Origin of the sequence: Albimonas donghaensis (assembly GCF_900106695.1) — a bacterium.
GTDB classification, from domain to species: Bacteria; Pseudomonadota; Alphaproteobacteria; order Rhodobacterales; family Rhodobacteraceae; genus Albimonas; species Albimonas donghaensis.
This window is the reverse complement of the sequence record NZ_FNMZ01000004.1, coordinates 301,532-317,931: the sequence shown is the minus strand read 5'-3', so window position 1 is coordinate 317,931 and position 16,400 is coordinate 301,532. Positions and strand designations below refer to the sequence as shown.

The following is a 16,400-nucleotide window of genomic DNA, read 5'->3' as shown; positions in this document are numbered from 1 at the left end:
CGCGGCGGCGGAAGCGGCCCCTGCGCTCTTGACATTCCGCCCGCCAGCATGGAACCCGACCGCCACCGTCGAGCCCTTGTTCCGACCGTCGCCCGAGGACGCCCCCTATGCACGCCTACCGCTCCCATACCTGCGCCGCGCTCCGTGCCGAGCATGTCGGCCAGGAGGTCCGCCTCTCCGGTTGGGTCCACCGGGTCCGCGACCACGGGGGCGTGCTGTTCGTCGACCTGCGCGACCATCACGGCATCACCCAGGTCATCGCCGACCCCGACAGCCCCGCCTTCAAGGGGATCGAGGATGTGCGCGCCGAATGGGTGATCCGCATCGACGGCACGGTCAAGGCCCGGGCCGAGGACCTGAAGAACCCCAAGCTCGATACCGGCGACATCGAGGTCTACGCCCGCGACATGGAAGTGCTGGGCGCCGTCGAGGGCGAATTGCCGCTGCCGGTCTTCGGGGATGTCGAATATCCCGAGGAGACCCGCCTGCGGTATCGCTTCCTCGACCTGCGCCGGGAGAAGCTGCACAACAACATCATCCTGCGCTCGAAGGTGATTTCGCACCTCCGGTCCTCGATGACCGATCAGAGCTTTCTGGAATACCAGACCCCGATCCTCACCGCCTCCTCGCCCGAGGGCGCGCGCGACTTCCTGGTGCCGTCCCGTCTGCATCCGGGCAAGGTCTACGCGCTGCCCCAGGCGCCGCAGCAGTTCAAGCAGCTGATCATGGTGGCCGGCTTCGACCGCTATTTCCAGATCGCGCCGTGCTTCCGCGACGAGGACCCCCGCGCCGACCGGTCCCCGGGCGAGTTCTACCAGCTCGACATCGAGATGAGCTTCGTGACCCAGGAAGACGTCTTCCAGGCGATCGAGCCCGTGATGCGCGGCGTGTTCGAGACATTCGGCGGCGGCCGGCCGGTGACCGGGACCTTCCCGCGCATTCCCTACGCCGAGTCCCTGCTCAAATACGGCTCCGACAAGCCCGACCTGCGCAACCCGATCGAGATGCAGGTGGTGTCCGAGCACTTCGCGGGCTCCGGCTTCAAGATCTTCGCGCAGATGCTGGAGACCGAGGGGAACGAGGTCCGCGCCATCCCCGCCCCCACCGGCGGGTCGCGCAAGTTCTGCGACCGGATGAACTCCTGGGCGCAGAAGGAAGGCCTGCCGGGCATGGGCTACATCTTCTGGCGCGAGGAAGGGGGCGAGACCGTCGCCGCCGGCCCGCTCGCCAAGAATATCGGGCCGGAGCGGTCGGAGGCGATCCGCGTGCAGCTGGGCCTCGGGCTGGGCGACGCGGCCTTCTTCCTGGCCGGCAAGCCGTCCTCCTTCCTCGACGTGGCGGGGCGCGCGCGCAACGTCATCGGCAAGGAGTTGAAGCTGCTGGACGAGGACCGGTTCGAGCTCGCCTGGATCGTCGACTTCCCGATGTTCGAATATGACGAGGAAGCCGGGCGTCTCGACTTCTCGCACAACCCGTTCTCCATGCCCCAGGGCGGGATGGAGGCGCTGGAGGGCGACGACCCGCTTTCGGTGCTGGGCTACCAGTATGACATCGTGTGCAACGGGGTGGAGCTGTCGTCGGGCGCGATCCGGAACCACAAGCCGGAGATCATGTACAAGGCCTTCGAGATCACCGGGCAGAGCCGGGAGTTCGTGGACGAGAACTTCGGCGGCATGATCTCGGCGTTCAAGTTCGGGGCGCCGCCGCATGGCGGGATCGCGCCGGGGGTGGACCGGATCGTGATGCTGCTGGCGGGGGCGGAGAACCTGCGCGACGTGATCATGTTCCCGATGAACCAGAAGGCCGAGGACCTGATGATGGGCGCCCCCGCGGCCCCGACCAACGAGCAGCTCCGCGAACTCGGCCTCCGCGTCATCCCGCGGGACTGAGCGCCTCCAGACGCGCGGCGGCCTCGGCGCGGGCCGAGGTCGCCGCTTCGTATCTGAAGGACATCGTCTCCGGATCGAAGACCGTCAACGCCCGGTCGAACGCCGCCACCGCCGCGCGCAACCGCGCCTCCGCCTCCCCCGGCGCCGCCTCGGCCATCGCCATGAAGGCGCGCCCGATATTCTCTTGCGTCATGGCCCAGTCCACCGGATGGGCGTCCTCGGTGTAGACGCGCAGGGCGGCCTCATAGGCCTCGACGGCTTGGGAGAGGAGGCGCATCCCCGGCTCGCCGCCGGCGCGCGCGCCCTGGGTCTTGAGGGCGATGGCGAGGTTGTTCTGCGTCATGGCCCAGTCCACCGGATGGCCGTCCTCGGTGTAGACGCGCAGGGCGGCCTCACAGGCCTCGGCGGCCCGGGAGAGGAGGCCCATCCCCGCCTCGCCGCCGGCGCGCTCGCCCTGGTTCCGGAGGGCGTTGGCGAGATTGTTCTGCGTCATGGCCCATTGCACCGGATGGGCGTCTTCGGTGTAGACGCGCAGGGCGGTCTCATACGCTTCGACGGCTCGGGAGAGGAGGCGCATCCCCGCCTCGCCGCCGGCGCGCTCGCCCTGGCTCCGGAGGGCGATGGCGAGGTTGTTCTGCGTCATGGCCCATTGCACCGGATGGGCTTCCTCGGTGTAGACGCGCAGGGCGGCCTCACAGGCCTCGACGGCGCGGGAGAGGAGGCGCATCCCCGCCTCGCCGCCGGCGCGGGCACCCTGGGTCCCGAGGGCGATGGCGAGACTGTTCTGGGTTTTCACCCATTCGACCGGCGTTTCGGTTTCGGTGTAGGTGTCCAGGTTGAGATGCAGCAGCGCCTCGGAGCCCTGCAGGCCTGATCCGCCAAAGCGCAGCCCATGCCGATACAGGCGTTCCGCCAGCCGGTGGCGCCGCTCCGCCCCCTCCAACCTGTCGAACGGATCGAACATCGCGGCGGAGGCGTCGTAGTGGACGAACGCCGTGCCTGCGTCGTTGTTCAGCAGGGCCGCGTCGCCGCGGGTCTCGCGGATGTGGGCCTGTTTGCGGACCTGGACGAGGGTGTGCTCGGTCTGCTGGATCTCCTCGGCGTCGGCGAGCAGGCGGTCGGCCTCCGGAAAATCGCCCGCCTCCAGCGCGCCCTCCGCCGCGCCCATAAGGTTGGCGATCCGCCCCTCCGCCGCGCCCATCGCCTCGATCCGCGATTGCAGCGCCCGCAGTTCCGTCGCCTTGTCGCGCAGGAACGCCTCGTACTCCGCCACCGCGGCGCGCGGGTTCGCATGGCCAAAATCCCAAGCTAAGGTTTTCAGCATCTCCTTGGACAGCCGCAGTTCGTCCGTGACCGTCCGGTTCGGCTCGGGCGAGTCGGGCGGGCGGCAGGCCTCGATCTGCGCGTCGGTCAGGCCGAGCGCCCTAGCGTAGTTCCGTACGGTACCGTAGCGGGGCTTCGGCACCTTGCCCGTCTCAAGCTGCGATACGGCGCCTTTTCGATCTGGATTTCCGAGAGCCTCGGCAGCCAGCATCTCTTGTGACCAGTTTTTCGCTTCACGCGCAGCTAGGACCAGCGCTCCGAAGCGCTGGCCAAAGCTCTCGCCATTCGAATCCGACACTCTGAAGATCTCTCGATGCTGCGAAGTTACAAGATACCGAGGTTCTGCAGCGCATCGAGAAGGGAGCCAAGGGTCTGAAAAGCAGTAGCGAGGAGCAGATACCAAGGGAGGGGCAGCATTGGCTGAGTTCCGGCACTGAGGTTATGGTTTGTTACCGAAACATAGGTCGTCAGTATCGGTAATGCAAGGGGGGTGCTGGCCCCCGGCCGCCGCCCGTGGCACAACCGGGGAAACCGCGCCCGGAACGTCGAAACATGCTCTACCGCAAGGTCACGCCGAACCCCGAAACCGACCAGATCGTGTTCGTGCACATCCGCAAGACCGCCGGCACCGCGCTCGCCTCGGTGCTGTTCGAGGCGCTGGGCGCCCATCCGCCGCACCGGACCCACTGGGGCTCGGCCGAGCGGGCGGAGACCGGGGTGCTCGCGATCCATGGCCCCCTGCGCCGCGCCGCCATCAACCTGGGCGAGGACCTCGCCATCCTCGCCCGGCGCGCGACGGGGCGGCCGGTGCATCTGGCCGAGGATCAGGCCTTCTTCGCCGCCCACATGATCCTGGGGACCGAGCCGCCCTCGCCGCGGCCCAAGCATTACATCACCGTGGTGCGCGACCCGGCCGACCGCTTCGTCTCCGACCACGCGTTCATGGCGAAGAAGCGGGACCGGGCGCGCTCGGACTGCCTGGACCACGCGCTCTACGACCTGCCGCTGGAGGATTTCGTGGCGGCGATCGAGAAGGCCCCCGAGAAATACCAGCGCGACTACCAGTGCCGGCAGCTCGCCGGAGGGCGCCCCGACGCGGACGCGGCCCGCCGCGCGGTGGACGAGAAACTGTGGCTCGCCGCCCCCGTGCCCGAGCTTCCCGCCTTCATGGACCGCATCGCCGAGGCGCTGGGCCGACCGCTCTCCCCCCTGCCGGTGACGCGGGCGACGAAGGGGCGGGCGGGGCTTGCGGACCTGCCCGAAGCGCTGGTCGCGCGCATCCGGGCGCTCAACCCCGGGGACGCGGCGCTGGTCCGCCATGTGACGGAAGAGTTTCACGCCTTGTGAACCCCGTCGCGGGCAGGCTATAGCGTCTGACGGATTTCAGGATGGAACGCACGCGCGGAGGATGGCGACGCAGGCGATGCTGGTTATCACGGACACGGAAACGCTCGTCGCGTTCTGCGCGCGCTGCGCCGAACACCCTTACATCACCGTCGACACCGAGTTCCTGCGGGAGCGGACCTACTGGCCGCAACTCTGTCTCGCCCAGGTCGCCTATCCGGGCGATGAGGACTGCGCCGCGCTGATCGACCCGATCGCCGGCGCGGACATGGATCTCGCGCCGCTGTTCGAGCTGATGAAGAACACCTCCGTGGTGAAGGTGTTCCACGCCGCCCGCCAGGATCTGGAGATCTTCTGGAAGCTGGGCGACCTGATCCCCACGCCCCTGTTCGACACCCAGGTCGCGGCCATGGTCTGCGGCTATGGCGATCAGGTGGGCTACGAGACGCTGGTCCGCAAGATCTGCAAGGAGGGGCTCGACAAGTCGTCGCGCTTCACCGACTGGGCCCGCCGGCCCCTGTCGGAAAAGCAGCTGGACTACGCGCTCGCCGACGTCACCCATCTTCGCCAGATCTACGAGGTGCTGGAGGCGCGGCTCAACCGCACCGGCCGCGCCGCCTGGGTGGCGGAGGAGATGGCGGTTCTCACCAATCCCGACACCTATCGCAATGAGCCGACGGAGGCGTGGCGTCGGCTCAAGACCCGCTCCTCCTCGCCCCGGTTCCTCGCGGTCGCCGCGGCCCTGGCGGAGTGGCGGGAGCGGCGGGCCCAGGAGAAGGACGTGCCGCGGTCGCGCCTGCTGAAGGACGACGCGTTGCTGGAGGTGGCCTCGGCCCGCCCCGGCACGGCGGAGGAGCTGTCGCGCCTGCGCCTGCTGCAGCGCGAAGGCCGCAAGGGCGACGTGGCCGCGGAGATCCTGGAGGCCGTGCGCAAGGGCATGGAGACGCCCGAGGACGCGCTGCCCCCCAAGGAGGCCCCGCGCCCGACCCGCAAGACCTCGGAGGCGCTGGTCGACCTGCTCAAGGTTCTGCTCAAGAGCCGGGCCGAGGATCTGGGCGTGGCGCCCAAGCTGCTGGCCTCGTCGGACGAGCTGACCGCCATCGCGGGGGAGGACGAGCCCCAGGTGCCGGCCCTGTCGGGATGGCGTCGGGCGGCGTTCGGGGAGCTGGCCCTGCAGCTCAAGCGCGGGGAGATCGCGCTCAGCGCCCATGGGGGCGGAGTGGAGATCGTCGAGTTCGACGACTGACCCCGCCGGCGCGACGCCGGGGGGAGGAGACGCGAAAAGCCGCCGGGCGACCGGCGGCTTTTCGCGTTTTCGGAGAGAGAGGAGGCGCCGCCGCCCCCCGCGCGCCTGGCCCCGGGATCAGGGCGCCAGGCGCACCGCGGCGACGCCGGTCGCGGAATAGACCCGAAGCCCCGCCACGCCGGCCAGCGCGGAATCGAGGATCGGGCGATCCGCGCGCAGGCTGCGCTGCACGGGCGTGCCGACGGGCATCGCGGCGCCGCCGTTGAGCTCCGGCGGCGCGGCCACGAAGTCGAATTCCAGGAACCCGTCCGGGCTCGGCCCGTCGCCGCGGGGCAGCAGCGCCGGCTGGAACCAGCCCATGGTCGGGGCCGCGCCATGGGCGGTCAGCAGCGTGCCGTTGCGCATCTTTCCAAGCTCCAGCGCGCCGACTTCGGCCACCGGGCGGCGGATGGCCTCCGCGATCACGTCGGGGGCTTCCGGCTTGGGCTTCTGGCTCGGCTCCAGCAGGGTGAAGCCGACATCGGGCGTGTTCTCGCTGATCGTCTCGCAGCCCGCCGCCGTCAGCGCCGCGGCTCCGGCCAGTCCGGCCGCGAGCAGCCGTCGCGTCCGCGCGCGGCCGCCGCGGCGCCCGAACGGCCCCGACGGCCCGGACGGCGCGGTCAGGCCGTGATGCTCGTCCCGTGGCGCGGTGGTCATGCGGCGTCTCCTCATCGGTTGTTCGGTCTCTCGCGCTCGCCCATCTCGCGACAGGGCGGGGGCGGCGCGGAGCGGCCGGCATCACGCCACAGGGCGCGGCGAAAGGGAAGGGGGCGCCCCGCGTCCGTTTCACGGCGGCTTCGCGGAGAGGGCGGGGCGCCCCGGCCTCCCCCCGATTTCCCGTCCCTCCCGGCGTCCCCCGTCCTCGCCCGGGCGCGGCGCTTGCGGCGGGGGCCCGCCCGGACTACGTGAGCCGGGAACAAGGAGCCCGCCATGACCGTCGCCCCCCCCGCCGCTTTCGAGGATATCGTCGCCGACTTCGAGTTCCTGGAGGACTGGGAGGACCGCTACGGCTACGTCATCGAGATGGGCAAGAAGATGCCCCCCATGCCCGACGCCCTGAAGGGCCCGGAGACCAAGGTCGACGGCTGCGCCAGCCAGGTCTGGATCGCGCCCAGGATCGGGCCGGACGGCGCGCTCGGCTTCACCGGCGATTCCGACGCGCTGATCGTGCGCGGGCTGATCGCGCTGCTGCACACGCTGCTCGCCGACCGGCCGGCCGCGGAGATCCTCGCCACCGACGCCCAGGCCCAGTTCGCGCGGCTCGGGCTCGACCAGGCGCTGTCCTCCCAGCGCTCCAACGGACTGCGCGCGATGATCACCCGCCTGCGGGATCTGGCCTCCGCCCAGGCCGCCCAGGGCTGACCCCGAAGGCGGCCGGAGCGCCCGCGGCGTCGCCAATGCCCGATTGTTGCGTCGTGTTTGACCTCTCGCGGAGCCCGCGCCGGCCCTAGATTGGCAGGGCGTTGGGCGGCGGACAGGAAGGGCGCTCCATGGCCGATGAAGATGACGATATCGTCCTGAGCGAGCTCGATGACGGCGAGCTGGTCCAGCAGATGCACGACGACCTCTACGACGGTCTCAAGGACGAGATCGAGGAGGGCGTCAACATCCTGCTCGAACGGGGCTGGACGCCCTACCGGCTGCTGACCGAGGCGCTGGTCGCGGGCATGAAGGTCGTGGGCGACGATTTCCGGGACGGCATCCTGTTCGTGCCCGAAGTGCTGCTGGCCGCCAACGCCATGAAGTCCGGCATGAACATCCTGCGTCCGCTGCTGGCCGAGACCGGGGCCCCGAAGATGGGCACCATGGTGATCGGCACGGTGAAGGGCGACATCCACGACATCGGCAAGAACCTGGTGTCGATGATGATGGAGGGCGCGGGCTTCGACGTGGTGGATCTCGGGATCAACAACGCCGCCGAGGCCTATATCGAGGCGCTGGAGCGTGAGGACGCCCAGATCCTCGGCATGTCGGCGCTGCTGACCACGACCATGCCCTACATGAAGGTGGTCATCGACCAGCTGAAGGCCAACGGCACGCGCGACAACTACGTGGTGCTGGTCGGGGGCGCGCCGCTGAACGAGGAATTCGGCCGGGCCATCGGCGCCGACGCCTATTGCCGCGACGCGGCCGTGGCGGTGGAGACGGCCAAGACCCTGGTCGCCGCGCGCAAGCACAACCAGGCGCACGCCAACTGAGCCCGCCCGACTGAACGCCCGACTGAGCCTCCTGACCGAGCTTTCCGGCCCGGTCTCGCCAACCCTGTCTCCGCGCCGTCCGCGTCCTTCGGGGGCGGGCGGCGCAGGAGGGATGCCATGACCCAGGACGCCGAGCCCCCCGGTCCCGCCGCCCGCCCCGCCCGCCGGGGCGGGGCCGGCGGGCGCGCCGCGGCACGGGCCGCCGCCCATGCCGCGGCCGGGACGCGGGCCGCCCGGCAGGCGGCGCAGGCCGGGGCGCCCGCCGACGACGCCCTGACCGAGACCGGCTGCGACGCGCCGGCCGCGAGCCCGGCTTCGGGCGGCGCCTCGCTGATCGCCTGCGGGGCGCTGGCGCATGAGATCCTGGCGCTGATCCGGGTCAACGGCTGGACCCATCTGCACCTGCGCTGCCTGCCCGCAAAGCTGCATCTGCGCCCGGAGCTGATCCCCGACGAAGTCGCCCGCGCCGTGGCCGAGGAACGCGCCGCCGCCCGCGACCCCTTCGTGGTCTACGCCGATTGCGGCACCGGCGGCCGGCTGCAGGCGCGCTGCGACGCGCTGGGGGTGGAGATGATCCCCGGCCCCCATTGCTACAGCTTTTTCGACGGAAACGCGGCCTTCGCGGCCCGCGGCGACGCCGAGATGACCGCTTTCTACCTGACCGATTTCCTGGTCCGGCAGTTCGACGCCTTCGTCTGGCGGCCCATGGGGCTCGACCGGCGGCCGGAGCTTCGGGACATGCTGTTCGGGAATTACGAGCGGCTGGTCCATCTCGCCCAGGTCGAGGACCCGGAGCTGGAGCGGCTCGGCCGCGAAGCCGCGGCGCGGCTCGGCCTTCTGCACGAGCGTCGCCTCACCGGCTACGGTGATCTGAGTGATTTCCTGGCGCGCGCCGCCCAGCCGGCTTCGGACTGAGCGACGCGCATTCGGGTCGGGCCGGGACAACGCGGCGTATCGCGCGAGGCGCCTCGCTTCCCCAATAGCGCGCCGCCTCATCCCTTACGGGTCAACCATGCCGGCCGTCCACACACCAGCGCTCATCCCCCCCAGAGGGACGCGCGCCGCCACGACGGCATGATCGGGGGTCAGGTCCCTTGACGGGACGTCCCGGCCCGCTTCGTCCCGGTCAGTCCTTGACGAGGCGAAGGTTGGGCCGTCCGCGGCGCGGAGCCGTCGGGTCGGCGTCACGGGGCGCCGAGGGATTGCCCTCGATCGCCGTGAGCTGCGGGCGATGCTCCACCGCGTCCTCGCGGGGGGCGTGGCCGAAACCGGCGGGCGCTTCGGCGAAGCCGCGGGACGGGCCGCCGGTCTTGCCGCCGTCCGGGGCGCGCAGGGCGCCCAGCGGATCGGCCGCCATGCGCGCGGACGCGTCCTGCGCGGCGAGGCCGGGATCGATCTCGATCGGCGTCAGCCGGCTGCCGAGGCTGCGCAGGCGCAGCGGCGGCTGCGGCTTGCGCCGGCGGTCCACCGCGTCGAGGTTCACGCAGCCCATCACCCGGGCGAGATCCCCCAGCTCCGAGCGCAGCGGCAGCAAAAGCGCCTCGCCCGACCAGTCGGTGCCGGCGTTGTCCACCGCCCGAAGCCGCATCACGCCGACGCCCGGCGACCGCAGGACCCGGCGGGCCAGGTCGGAGAGCTCCTGCTCATGCCCCGGCGCCATCACCGCTTCGGCCATGCAGCCCCGCGCTTCCATGCCCAGCCATTCGCACAGGCGGGTGCCGGCCAGGCGGAACCGCATCTGCCCGTCGTCGCGGGCTTCGAGAATGAACATGGTTTCGAGAGAGCCGGAAATGCGACGCGGATCGACCTCCGACCGGCCGGGCGCATCACGCCCCGCGCGGAGTTCGTTCCAGTAGCGATACAGAGTCTGGGTGTTCGGGTTTTCCATGACGCTATCGATTTTCCGATAATTTCGTATCATTTTCGTTTAACCCCATCCAGTGCCAATGCAGACGCCCCCGGCGTCACGGCCCTTGGTCCCGTTCCAGGTTCCGCCTCCCCCCTTTCAGGGATGGCCGCGACGCCCCCGCCGCGGCGACCGAACCCGCTCGCTTCAAGGAAACTTTTACCCAAATCTGTCGATATACCGAGCGAGCGTTGGGTTAACGTCCCGGCGATCATCGTTAATGGGCCCGGACTATACCTTTGCGCGGTGGTCTCGACCTTTGGCGCCTGAGGGCCGGCCCTTTGAGACCCCGGCGGCTCGCCCAATGAAACTAAGGGGATGGGCCGCGCGATTGCCCCCTTGGCGGGGGGCCGTTATGGTCCGCCACGCGCGCCCGCCAAGGGGCGCGGGGCTGGCGTTCGGAGGGCCGCGCAGGTGCAGAGCATGACCGGATTCGCGAGCCTCGAGGGCGGCGATGGACGCGCCGCCTGGCGGTGGGAGCTGCGCTCGGTCAACGGACGGGGCCTCGATCTGCGCTGGAAAGGGCCCGAGGGACGCGACGGCGTGGAGAAAGCCTTCCGCGCTTCGGCGGCCGCCCGGCTGGGGCGCGGCTCGGTCTCGGCCTCGCTGCGGATCTCGCGCGATACGGGTCAGCCGGCGATGCGAATCAACCGCGCCGCGCTGGGCGCCTGGCTCTCCGCCGCGATGGAGGCGGCGGAAGCGGCGCGCTCCGTCGGGCTCGCGGTCGCCCCGATCGCCCCTGACGCGCTGATCCTGCGTCCGGGCGTGATGGAGCCCGCCGAGGACGAGGCCGACGCCGGCCCCGAGGCCCGCGCCGCCCAGGACGCGCTGATCCTCGCCGACGGGGAGGCCGCGCTCGATGCCCTGATCGCGGCGCGGGAGGCCGAGGGCGCCGCCCTGCATGACATCCTCGCCGCCCAGGTCGACCGGGTCGAGGCGCTGGCCGACCAGGCCGAGGCCGCGGCGGACGCCCGTGCAGCCGAAGCCGGCCCCGCCCTGACCCGCAAGATCGACGCGCTGAAGGCCGCCGGCGCCCCGGCGGAGCTCAGCCCCGACCGGCTCGCCCAGGAACTGGCGCTGCTGGCGGTGAAAGGCGACGTGCGCGAGGAGCTCGACCGCCTGCGCGCCCATGCGACGGCCGCGCGACGGCTGCTGGCCGCCGCCGGGCCGGTGGGCCGCAAGCTCGATTTCCTCGTCCAGGAGTTCAACCGGGAGGCCAACACCTTGTGTTCCAAAGCCGACTTCACGTTCCTGACCGAGGCGGGGCTGGAGCTCAAGACCGTCATCGACCAGATGCGCGAGCAGGCGCAGAACATCGAATGACCGACGCCCCCGCTTCCGCCCCCGCTTCCGACGTCGCCGAGGCCCGTCGCCAGGCCGAGACCCGGCGCGGCATCCTGTTCATCCTGTCCTCGCCCTCCGGGGCGGGGAAATCGACGATCTCGCGCCGGCTTCTGGCCGACGATCCGGAATTCTCCTTCTCGATCTCCGCGACCACCCGCGCCCCGCGGCCGGGCGAAGTCGACGGACGCGAATACCATTTCCGCACGCGCGAGCAGTTCGAGGCGATGGTCGAAGCCGGCGAGCTGCTGGAACATGCCGAGGTCTTCGGGAACTTCTACGGCACCCCCCGCGCGCCGGTCGAAGCGGCGCTGGAGGCCGGGCGCGACGTGCTGTTCGACGTGGACTGGCAGGGCGGGCAGCAGCTGCGCAACTCGGCGCTGCGCGAGGCCGTGGCCTCGGTCTTCATCCTGCCGCCCTCCATCGCCGAGCTGGAGCGCCGGCTGCGCGCTCGCGCCCAGGACCCCGACGCGGTGATCGCGCATCGCATGGCCCGCGCCCGCGACGAGATCAGCCACTGGGACGCCTATGACTACGTGCTGATCAACGACGATCTCGACCGCTGCGAGCAGGAGATCCGCCGCATCCTCGCCGCCGAACGCCTGCGCCGCGCGCGCCGGCCGGGGCTGGTGGGCTTCGTGCAGGGTCTGAACCGCGAATTCCAGGACAGGAGAAGCTGATGCCCATTTTCGCCCTCGACGGAGTGGAGCCCGAACTGCCCGAGGACCGTGACTTCTGGGTGGCCCCGGGCGCCCAGGTGATGGGGGCGGTGACGCTGGCCGAAGGCGCCTCGATCTGGTTCAACGCCGTCCTGCGCGGCGACAAGGAGCGGATCACCATCGGCGCGGGCTCCAACGTCCAGGACGGCTGCGTGCTGCACGCGGATCCGGGCGTGCCGCTGACCGTGGGCGCCGACGTGACCGTGGGCCACAAGGCGATCCTGCATGGCTGCACCGTGGGCGACGGGTCGCTGATCGGAATGAACGCGGTGGTGCTGAACGGCGCGGTGATCGGAGAGGGCTGCCTGATCGGCGCCAACGCGCTGGTCACCGAGGGCAAGGAGATCCCCGCCGGCTGGATGGCGCTGGGCGCCCCCGCCAAGCCGGTGCGCGAGCTGACCGACGAGGAGAAGGACGGCCTGCGCGCCTCCGCCGAGCGCTACCGCGAGAACATGCGCCACTTCCGCGAGACGCTGGAAGAGGTCTGAGCCGGGCGCCGGGAGCCGGGGCGGCGGCCGCCCCGGCCTTCCGTCCGACGAGGCGCCGGACACGACCGTGAAGACCCCAGGCCGACGCTGCGCGGCGCCCCGGGTGAAGGGGGCGGGGCGCCGGCCCCCCCAAGTCATGTCTCCGGACAGGGCGCGTCGGCCTGTCTTCGCCGGTTCGGTGAAAGGCGCCGTTCGTCAATGCCGCCGCGCCGCCCCACGGCGGACCTTGGTCCACGCGAATCGGCGCCCCGCGCGCTCGCGATCCGGGCGAGCGGATGTCGCTTCCTTGCCGCGGCTTCCGGCTTTCCAGCCCTTTCGAGGGCCCCACGGGGCCGCCGCCGCCACCGGCTCAGACCCCCGGGGGCATGTCGGCGGTCAGGCGCAGGCAGGTCTCGTCCTTGTGAAGCGAGATCACCGTGCCCGCCGCCCGGGCATGGGCCGCGGCGGCAAGGTAATGGGCGTCGCGCGGCCCGGCAGGCGTCTCCGTCGCCCGGCCCGCAAGCCAGGCCCCGGCCTCGGGCGAAGGGGACACGACCGGGCCCGCCGCCGTCACCTCCAGCAGGCTCTCCCCCGCCGAATCCCGGGTGGCGACCACCGACACCTCCCCGCCCCGCGGCAGGCTGGATGCGGCTATCTGCAGGAAATTGAAGAGCAACCTTGCGCAGGATCGCGTCGTCTCCCCCCCCGCGTCGACCCAGAGCAGCTCCGGCCGCTGGAACGAGAACCACAGCCGCGCCGTGCGCTGCACCGCCGACATGCCGATCACGTCCCCGGGCGAGGCCGCCCCGAAGGCGATGCGCAGGAACTGCAGGCTGGCCGAGGCCATCTGCGCGCTGTGGCCGATCAGCTGAAGCTCCGCCCCTTCCGTCGCGCCGCGGTCAAGCTCCTGCAACAGCTCCACCCCGTTGCCGATCGCCCCGACGGGGGATATCAGGTCATGGCATATGCGCGAGCACAGCATCGCGCCGAATTCCGCCGGGTCGGGCAGGGCGGCGCTCACGTTCTGCGGGCGCAGGGGGGCGGCGTCGGTCATGTCGCGCATCTCCTTGAAACGTAACGGCCGGACGCTGGGCCCACGAGGTTAAAAATGAATGAATTCCTCGAACCCGGCGCCCGCGTGCGCCTTCCCGCGGCCCCGGATTGGGGCGTCGGACAGGTGCAATCCGTGATCGGCCGGCGGATCACGGTGAATTTCGAGCACGCGGGCAAGCAGGTCATCGACGGCTCCCGGGTCGAGCTGGAACTGCTGTTCGACGACTGAATGCTCGCGCAGGGCGTGCTGCGGGTCAATGACTCGCGTCTGGGGCGTGGCGGCGCGGCGTCACGAATCCGTCAACCGACCGCAGGGCGGGCCGTTGCGCCGGGAAGCGCCTTTCCATATGGTCCGCGCGCGCGCCGCAGACCGGCGCAGACAGGAGCTTGCCGCATGGAGATCGACGCCGGTCGCTTCACGGTCCGCCTTGCGCGGGACGAGATCGACATCGCCGGCGCCCAGCGCCTGCGATACCGCGTCTTCGTCGAGGAGCTCGGGGCCTCGGCCAAGGACAACGAGCGCGCGCTGCGTCGCGAGATCGACGAATACGACGCGCATTTCGAACATCTGGTCCTGATCGACAACGAAAGCGCCTCGGACGATCCGCTGGATCGGGTCGCGGGGGCCTACCGTCTGATGACCCGGGAACGCGCCCGGGCCGGAATCGGGTTTTACGGGGCCACGGAATACGACCTCGGCAAGCTGGAGCGGCTGGACCGGGAGGTGGTCGAGCTCGGCCGTTCCTGCGTCGGCGCCGAAGTGCGCGGCGGGGCGGCGATGCACCTGCTGTGGACGGGCCTGGGCGAATACGTCACCGCGCGCGGGATCGAGATCATGTTCGGCGTGGCGTCCTTCCACGGCGCCGATCCCGAGCCGCTGGCCCATGCGCTGAGCCTGCTGCACCACAATCACCTGGCGCCCGAGGACCTGCGGGTCCGGGCGCTGGAGGAAAGCTATACCGAGATGAACCGCATGCCGGCCGAGGCGGTGGACCGCAAGCTGGCCACGCGCCAGATCCCGGCGCTGATCAAGGCCTATCTGCGGCTCGGCGGCTCGGTGGGCGAAGGCGCCTTCGTGGATCACGACTTCAACACCGTCGACGTGTGCCTGCTGATGGACACGACCCGCATGGTCGCGCGCTATCGCGACTTCTACGGGCGGGAGAAGGGCGCGTGAGCGAGCGGCCGGAAACGGCCGCGCCGGCCGCGCCTCCCGTGGGGTCGGGGAAGGCTTCGAAGCAGACCGGCGACGATTTCCAGTGGCTCGGCCCCGAGCCGCCGGAGCTGCCGCGCCCGGGGCCGCTCCGCAAGCTGGCCGCCTATGCGCGGCTGCTGGCGGCGGTGCTGGTCACCGCGGTGCTGCTGGGGCTCTACCTCGGCCTGAAGGGCGTGGAGCGGCTGGCGCCGCGCTTTCGCGGCAGGGTCGTCGTGCAGCGGTTCTGGGGCCGCGTCGTGGGGCGGCTGGTCGGCCTGCGCGTGCGGGTCGAGGGCACGCCGATGGCCCATGGCGGGGCGCTGGTGGCCAACCACGCCTCGTGGTCCGACATTTTCGTGCTGGTGGGCGCGGCGCGGCTGACCTTCGTCTCCAAGGCCGAGGTGCGGGGCTGGCCCGGCGTCGGCTGGATCGCCCAGCAATGCGGGACGGTGTTCATCGAGCGCAAGCGCTCCGCCGCCCGCGCTCAGGAGGCCGAACTGCGCGCCCGGATGCTGGCCGGCGAGCGGCTGCTGTTCTTCCCCGAGGGCACGTCCACCGACGGACGCCGGGTGCTGCCCTTCCGCTCGACGCTCTTCGCCGCGCTGACCGCGCCCGAGCTGCGCGACGTGGCCTGGGTGCAGCCGGTGAGCGTGATCTACCGGCCCAACCCGAAATCCGGCCTGCCGGACGTGTTCTACGGCTGGTGGCGGGACATGGATTTCGGCTCGCATGTCTGGTCGGTGCTGACGCTGAGCTTCGGGGGCGAGGCCGACGTGGTCTTCCATGACCCCATCCGCATCGCCGACATGCCCGACCGCAAGGCCCTGGCGATCAGGAGCTGGGAGGCGGTGAACGCCGGCGTGGTCGCCCGCATTCCGCAGCCCCCGCAACCCGCCGACCGCTGAATTGCCGCGCGCCGGCGCCGTTTGACCGAGCGCTCGCGCGAGGGCGGGCGCGGGGGGCTCGATGCCCCCCGCGGTCGCTCCACGCTCGCCTTGCGCGGGAGGTCAGTCGTCCAGAGCGGCCTGGAAACGGCGCAGGTTGGCGACGAGATCGCCGTCCCAGACCGAGACGTCCGGCGCGATGAAATCGGCATGGGCGGAGAGCGCGCCCGCGTCCTCCACGGTCACGCCGCCCTCGGCGATCGAGGGGGTCTCGATCATCTCGCCCCACCACTCGAACAGCTCCATGGGCGCGGTCTCGCCGGCGCCGAGGCCCTCGGGCGCGCGGAACGGGCCGAAGAGCACGTAGTCGGCCCCCGCCTCGCCGGCCACCATGCCGTCATGGCGCGAGGTTCCGCAGGCGACGCCGAGAATGGCGTCCTCGCCCATCTCCGCCCGGATCTTCTTGAGCGACGCGCCCTTCAGGTCCACCTGCGCGCCGTCGAGGCCCAGCGGCCGGACCATCCGGAAATGGTCGCGGATCACCAGGGCGACGTCGGCGGCGTGGCAGATCACCCGCAGCGCGTCGGCGGCGCGGCGGATCTCGTCCTCCGGCGCGCCGGGCATGTCGAGCCGCACCGTCGCCACCAGGCCGGAGGCCAGCGCGTCGGGCAGGGCGGCGGTCAACGTCTCCAGCGCCGCGCGGGGCGGGGTGACGAGGATCAGGCGGGCGGCGTCTTCAGGCTCTTGGGTCATGGCGGGCCGATAGCGCGGACGCGGGCGGAAGGGAAGAGGCGAG

Annotated in this window: 17 protein-coding genes; 12 read left to right on the top strand and 5 right to left on the bottom strand. The window is 71.1% G+C overall.

Going from position 1 to position 16,400, the window contains the following annotated elements:
* The first annotated feature begins 107 nt into the window (after window positions 1-107).
* Window positions 108-1,889 carry an aspartate--tRNA ligase gene (gene aspS / locus BLV24_RS13560; protein ID WP_092682611.1) on the top strand — a complete coding sequence of 594 codons (1,782 nt, stop codon included), beginning with the start codon at window positions 108-110 and terminating at the stop codon, window positions 1,887-1,889.
* Here the strand turns inward: aspS and BLV24_RS13555 are convergent.
* The gene (locus BLV24_RS13555; protein ID WP_176954752.1) at window positions 1,873-3,510 is read right to left on the bottom strand and encodes a helix-turn-helix domain-containing protein; all 1,638 of its coding nucleotides are present in this window, start codon (window positions 3,508-3,510) and stop codon (window positions 1,873-1,875) included. The genes aspS and BLV24_RS13555 overlap by 17 nt on opposite strands.
* Window positions 3,511-3,764: 254 nt before the next feature.
* Here BLV24_RS13555 and BLV24_RS13550 point away from each other — a divergent pair, with 254 nt between their 5' ends.
* Window positions 3,765-4,559, top strand: a complete 795-nt coding sequence (locus BLV24_RS13550; RefSeq protein ID WP_092682607.1) for a sulfotransferase family 2 domain-containing protein — start codon at window positions 3,765-3,767, stop codon at window positions 4,557-4,559.
* Between the two features lie 76 nt (window positions 4,560-4,635).
* Window positions 4,636-5,802: a ribonuclease D gene (gene rnd / locus BLV24_RS13545; RefSeq protein WP_092682913.1), complete on the top strand. Its 1,167-nt coding sequence runs from the start codon at window positions 4,636-4,638 to the stop codon at window positions 5,800-5,802.
* A gap of 117 nt (window positions 5,803-5,919) precedes the next feature.
* Here the strand turns inward: rnd and BLV24_RS13540 are convergent, their stop codons facing one another.
* Window positions 5,920-6,498: a hypothetical protein gene (locus BLV24_RS13540; protein WP_092682605.1), complete on the bottom strand. Its 579-nt coding sequence runs from the start codon at window positions 6,496-6,498 to the stop codon at window positions 5,920-5,922.
* Between the two features lie 273 nt (window positions 6,499-6,771).
* Here BLV24_RS13540 and BLV24_RS13535 point away from each other — a divergent pair, with 273 nt between their 5' ends.
* The 3 genes from BLV24_RS13535 (at window position 6,772) to BLV24_RS13525 (ending at window position 8,954) form a co-directional block, all read left to right on the top strand.
* Window positions 6,772-7,203: a SufE family protein gene (locus tag BLV24_RS13535; RefSeq protein ID WP_092682603.1), complete on the top strand. Its 432-nt coding sequence runs from the start codon at window positions 6,772-6,774 to the stop codon at window positions 7,201-7,203.
* 128 nt (window positions 7,204-7,331) lie between these two features.
* A complete protein-coding gene (locus tag BLV24_RS13530) occupies window positions 7,332-8,039 on the top strand; it encodes a cobalamin B12-binding domain-containing protein (RefSeq protein ID WP_092682601.1) in 708 nt (235 codons plus the stop codon).
* A 117-nt stretch (window positions 8,040-8,156) separates the two neighbouring features.
* Complete coding sequence (locus BLV24_RS13525) at window positions 8,157-8,954, top strand: DUF1638 domain-containing protein (RefSeq protein WP_218133410.1); 798 nt, start codon at window positions 8,157-8,159, stop codon at window positions 8,952-8,954.
* 211 nt (window positions 8,955-9,165) lie between these two features.
* On the opposite strand, the gene BLV24_RS13520 is transcribed toward BLV24_RS13525, so the two are convergent.
* Window positions 9,166-9,927 carry a PAS domain-containing protein gene (locus BLV24_RS13520; RefSeq protein WP_176954751.1) on the bottom strand — a complete coding sequence of 254 codons (762 nt, stop codon included), beginning with the start codon at window positions 9,925-9,927 and terminating at the stop codon, window positions 9,166-9,168.
* Window positions 9,928-10,368: 441 nt separating this feature from the next.
* On the opposite strand from BLV24_RS13520, the gene BLV24_RS13515 reads away from it, so the two are divergent.
* The 3 genes from BLV24_RS13515 to BLV24_RS13505 are packed head-to-tail and all read left to right on the top strand — an operon-like array spanning window position 10,369 to window position 12,493.
* Entirely contained in the window at window positions 10,369-11,268 is a 900-nt protein-coding gene (locus tag BLV24_RS13515; RefSeq protein WP_092682597.1) for a YicC family protein, read from the top strand.
* Entirely contained in the window at window positions 11,265-11,966 is a 702-nt protein-coding gene (gene gmk / locus BLV24_RS13510) for a guanylate kinase (RefSeq protein WP_092682595.1), read from the top strand. Before BLV24_RS13515 ends, gmk begins: the two co-directional genes overlap by 4 nt.
* Window positions 11,966-12,493 carry a gamma carbonic anhydrase family protein gene (locus BLV24_RS13505; RefSeq protein WP_092682593.1) on the top strand — a complete coding sequence of 176 codons (528 nt, stop codon included), beginning with the start codon at window positions 11,966-11,968 and terminating at the stop codon, window positions 12,491-12,493. The genes gmk and BLV24_RS13505 overlap by 1 nt, the downstream gene beginning before the upstream one ends.
* A 349-nt stretch (window positions 12,494-12,842) precedes the next feature.
* On the opposite strand, the gene BLV24_RS13500 is transcribed toward BLV24_RS13505, so the two are convergent.
* Window positions 12,843-13,526 carry a histidine phosphotransferase family protein gene (locus BLV24_RS13500; protein ID WP_176954750.1) on the bottom strand — a complete coding sequence of 228 codons (684 nt, stop codon included), beginning with the start codon at window positions 13,524-13,526 and terminating at the stop codon, window positions 12,843-12,845.
* A gap of 54 nt (window positions 13,527-13,580) precedes the next feature.
* Here BLV24_RS13500 and BLV24_RS13495 point away from each other — a divergent pair, with 54 nt between their 5' ends.
* The 3 genes from BLV24_RS13495 (at window position 13,581) to BLV24_RS13485 (ending at window position 15,625) form a co-directional block, all read left to right on the top strand.
* Window positions 13,581-13,754, top strand: coding sequence for a DUF3553 domain-containing protein (locus BLV24_RS13495; RefSeq protein ID WP_092682589.1), 174 nt, complete (start codon window positions 13,581-13,583; stop codon window positions 13,752-13,754).
* 165 nt (window positions 13,755-13,919) lie between these two features.
* Window positions 13,920-14,702, top strand: a complete 783-nt coding sequence (olsB, locus tag BLV24_RS13490) for an L-ornithine N(alpha)-acyltransferase (RefSeq protein WP_092682587.1) — start codon at window positions 13,920-13,922, stop codon at window positions 14,700-14,702.
* Window positions 14,699-15,625: a lysophospholipid acyltransferase family protein gene (locus BLV24_RS13485; RefSeq protein ID WP_092682585.1), complete on the top strand. Its 927-nt coding sequence runs from the start codon at window positions 14,699-14,701 to the stop codon at window positions 15,623-15,625. Before olsB ends, BLV24_RS13485 begins: the two co-directional genes overlap by 4 nt.
* Before the next feature lie 102 nt (window positions 15,626-15,727).
* Here the strand turns inward: BLV24_RS13485 and BLV24_RS13480 are convergent, their stop codons facing one another.
* On the bottom strand, window positions 15,728-16,357 hold the full coding sequence (locus BLV24_RS13480) for a thiamine phosphate synthase (protein WP_176954749.1): 630 nt from the start codon (window positions 16,355-16,357) through the stop codon (window positions 15,728-15,730).
* Window positions 16,358-16,400 lie beyond the last annotated feature (43 nt).

Coding starts and splice junctions, on each gene's coding strand:
- BLV24_RS13525 (WP_218133410.1), top strand. CDS start 8,157: ATGACCCAGGACGCCGAGCCCCCCGGTCCCGCCGCCCGCCCCGCCCGC.
- BLV24_RS13520 (WP_176954751.1), bottom strand. CDS start 9,927: ATGGAAAACCCGAACACCCAGACTCTGTATCGCTACTGGAACGAACTC.
- gmk (WP_092682595.1), top strand. CDS start 11,265: ATGACCGACGCCCCCGCTTCCGCCCCCGCTTCCGACGTCGCCGAGGCC.
- BLV24_RS13530 (WP_092682601.1), top strand. CDS start 7,332: ATGGCCGATGAAGATGACGATATCGTCCTGAGCGAGCTCGATGACGGC.
- BLV24_RS13505 (WP_092682593.1), top strand. CDS start 11,966: ATGCCCATTTTCGCCCTCGACGGAGTGGAGCCCGAACTGCCCGAGGAC.
- BLV24_RS13535 (WP_092682603.1), top strand. CDS start 6,772: ATGACCGTCGCCCCCCCCGCCGCTTTCGAGGATATCGTCGCCGACTTC.
- rnd (WP_092682913.1), top strand. CDS start 4,636: ATGCTGGTTATCACGGACACGGAAACGCTCGTCGCGTTCTGCGCGCGC.
- olsB (WP_092682587.1), top strand. CDS start 13,920: ATGGAGATCGACGCCGGTCGCTTCACGGTCCGCCTTGCGCGGGACGAG.
- BLV24_RS13500 (WP_176954750.1), bottom strand. CDS start 13,526: ATGACCGACGCCGCCCCCCTGCGCCCGCAGAACGTGAGCGCCGCCCTG.
- aspS (WP_092682611.1), top strand. CDS start 108: ATGCACGCCTACCGCTCCCATACCTGCGCCGCGCTCCGTGCCGAGCAT.
- BLV24_RS13540 (WP_092682605.1), bottom strand. CDS start 6,498: ATGACCACCGCGCCACGGGACGAGCATCACGGCCTGACCGCGCCGTCC.
- BLV24_RS13515 (WP_092682597.1), top strand. CDS start 10,369: ATGACCGGATTCGCGAGCCTCGAGGGCGGCGATGGACGCGCCGCCTGG.
- BLV24_RS13495 (WP_092682589.1), top strand. CDS start 13,581: ATGAATGAATTCCTCGAACCCGGCGCCCGCGTGCGCCTTCCCGCGGCC.
- BLV24_RS13480 (WP_176954749.1), bottom strand. CDS start 16,357: ATGACCCAAGAGCCTGAAGACGCCGCCCGCCTGATCCTCGTCACCCCG.
- BLV24_RS13550 (WP_092682607.1), top strand. CDS start 3,765: ATGCTCTACCGCAAGGTCACGCCGAACCCCGAAACCGACCAGATCGTG.